This window comes from Pyxidicoccus xibeiensis (assembly GCF_024198175.1).
In the GTDB taxonomy this organism is placed as follows: domain Bacteria; phylum Myxococcota; class Myxococcia; order Myxococcales; family Myxococcaceae; genus Myxococcus; species Myxococcus xibeiensis.
In genome coordinates this window covers 1-2,840 of the sequence record NZ_JAJVKV010000043.1, presented here as the reverse complement: position 1 = coordinate 2,840, position 2,840 = coordinate 1, and the positions used below count along the sequence as shown (strand labels likewise).

The 2,840-nt window shown below is 72.0% G+C and carries 1 protein-coding gene; it reads left to right on the top strand.

The genetic code is table 11. The features are described 5' to 3' along the window. Positions 1-2,840: amino acid adenylation domain-containing protein (locus tag LXT23_RS49450; RefSeq protein ID WP_253987551.1), on the top strand; the 2,840-nt coding region annotated here is incomplete at both ends.

Here is a 2,840-nt window from a genome sequence, read left to right as displayed (position 1 = left end):
CGGCGCCGCCTACGTCCCCATGGACCCGGCCTACCCGCGCGAGCGCCTCGCGTGGATGCTCGAGGACACCGCCGCGCCCGTCATCCTGACGCAGGAGCGTCTCACCTCCGTCCTCCCGCCGCACGACTCGAAGGTCCTCTGCCTCGACACGCAGTGGGACTCTGTCGCGTCCCAGCCCTCTTCGCGTCCGGCGCCCCTGGCCGACCCCGAGGCCCTGGCCTACGTCATCTTCACCTCCGGCTCCACCGGCCGCCCCAAGGGCGCGATGAATGCCCACCAGGGCGTCGTCAACCGCCTCCTGTGGATGCAGCAGCAGTACGGCCTCTCCGCTGCGGACACGGTGCTCCAGAAGACGCCCTTCAGCTTCGACGTCTCCGTCTGGGAGTTCTTCTGGCCCCTGATGACGGGCGCTCGCATGGTGCTCGCCCGTCCCGGTGGCCACCAGGACCCGACGTACCTCGTGCGCCTCATGGCCGACGAGCGCGTCACCACCGCCCACTTCGTCCCCTCCATGCTCCGCGCCTTCGTCGAGGAGCCGGGCCTGGAAGGACTGAAGGACCTGCGCCGCGTCGTCTGCAGCGGCGAAGCCCTGCCCGCCGACCTCGTCAACAAGGCCCACGCTCGGCTGCCGGTAGCCTCGGTCCACAACCTCTACGGCCCCACCGAGGCCGCCGTCGACGTCACGTACTGGGAGTGCCCGCGCGGCGAAGTGCTGCGCAGCGTCCCCATCGGCCGCCCCGTCGCCAACACCCGCATCCACATCCTCGACGCCCATGGCCAGCCGACGCCCGTGGGCGTCTCCGGCGAGCTCTTCATCGGCGGCATCCAGGTGGGCCGCGGCTACTGGAACCGGCCCCAGCTGACCGCTGAGCGCTTCATCCCAGACGCCTTCAGCGACACGCCCGGCGCGCGCCTCTACCGCACCGGAGACCTCGCGCGCTGGCTGCCCGACGGCACCGTCGAGTACCTGGGCCGCGCCGACTTCCAGGTGAAGCTGCGCGGCTTCCGCATCGAGCTGGGTGAAATCGAAGCCGCCCTGCGTGCGCAGTCCGGAGTCTCCGACACTGTCGTCGTGGTGCGCGAGGACGGCCCCGGTGGCGCACGGCTCGTGGCCTACCTCGTGCCCACCGCCTCCGCCGAGCCGGAATCCCAGGCCCCGCACACCGCGAGCGTCGCACAGGCGTCCGCCACTTCTTCCGAGCCGGCCCCTCACGCGGGCGTCGCGCAGGCGTCCGCCGCGTCCGTCGAGCTGGACACCAAGGCCCTGCGCGCCGCGCTCGCCGAGCGGCTGCCCGAGTTCATGGTGCCCTCGGCCTTCGTGGTGCTGCCCGCCCTGCCCCTGTCTCCCAGCGGCAAGGTGGACCGCAAGGCCCTGCCCACACCGGACGCGAAGCCCCGCGAGGCCGGCGACTACGTCGAGCCGCGCACGCCGCGGGAGAAGGCGCTGGCCGCCATCTGGGCGCAGCTGCTGGGCGTGCCGCGCGTCAGCCTGCAGGACAACTTCTTCGAGCTGGGCGGCGACTCCATCCTCGCCATCCAGGTCGTCTCGCGCGCGCGTCAGGCCGGGCTGCACCTGGCGGCCAACCAGCTCTTCCAGCACCAGACGCTGGAAGCCCTGGCCCGCGTGGCGAAGCAGCAGGGCACGCTGCAGGCCGAGCAGGGCCTGGTGCTGGGCGAGGTGGCGCTGACGCCCATCCAGCGCGACTTCTTCGAGCGCAACCTTCCCCAGCCTCACCACTTCAACCAGGCATTCCTGCTCGCCGCGAGCGAGAAGGTGGACGTCCCGAGCCTGGAGAAGGCGCTGCAAGCCGTCGTCGCGCACCACGACGCGCTCCGGCTGCGCTTCACGCGCCAGCAGGACGGCACCTGGCGGCAGCACCTCGCGGGCCTCGAGGCCCCCGTGCGTCTGGAGCGAGTGAATCTCTCCTCCACGCCCGAGGCCCAGCAGCCCAAGGCCCTGGAGGCCGAGGCCACGCGGCTGCACGCCAGCCTGAGGCTGGACGAGGGCCTGCTGCTGCGCGCGGCCCTCTTCGACTTCGGCCCGGAGCAGGAGCAGAAGCTGCTGCTGGCCGTGCACCACCTCGCGGTGGACGGCGTCTCCTGGCGCACGCTGCTGGAGGATTTGGGCACCGCCTACGTGCAGCTGAGCCAGGGCCGTCCCGTGGCCCTGCCGCCCAAGTCCACCTCCCTCAAGACGTGGGCCTCGCGGCTCTCCACCTTCGCCACCTCCGAGGACATTGCCAGCGAGCTGGCCTACTGGCTGGAGCAGGGCCAGGTGCAGGTGCCCGCGCTCCCCATCGACGGGCCCGGGGGAGAAACCACCGTCGCCTCCTCGCGCGTGGTGGAAGTCTCGCTGGGCGAGGAAGAGACGCGTCTGCTGTTGCAGGAGACGCCCGCCGCGTGGCGCGCCCACATCAACGACGTGCTGCTGACGGCGCTGGTCGAGAGCCTCACGCAGTGGACGGGACAGTCGAAGCTGCGCGTGGAGCTGGAAGGCCACGGCCGCGAAGCGCTCTTCGATGACGTGGACGTGTCGCGCACGGTGGGCTGGCTCACCACGCTCTACCCCGTGGCACTCGACGTCTCGGGCAAGGCCAACCTGGGAGACCGGCTGCGCACAGTGCGAGACACGCTGCGCCAGCTGCCCCGGCGCGGCCTGGGCTACGGCCTGCTGCGCCACCTCGCGGGCGGTGAGGGGAAGAAGGCCCTCCAGGCCCTGCCCCGGGCGCAGGTGCTCTTCAACTACCTGGGCCAGTTCAACCAGGCGCCGTCGGGCGACGTGGAGCTGCCCTTCAGCGCCACGCGCGAGCCCCTGGGCGCGCTGCGCGCTCCGGAGGCGC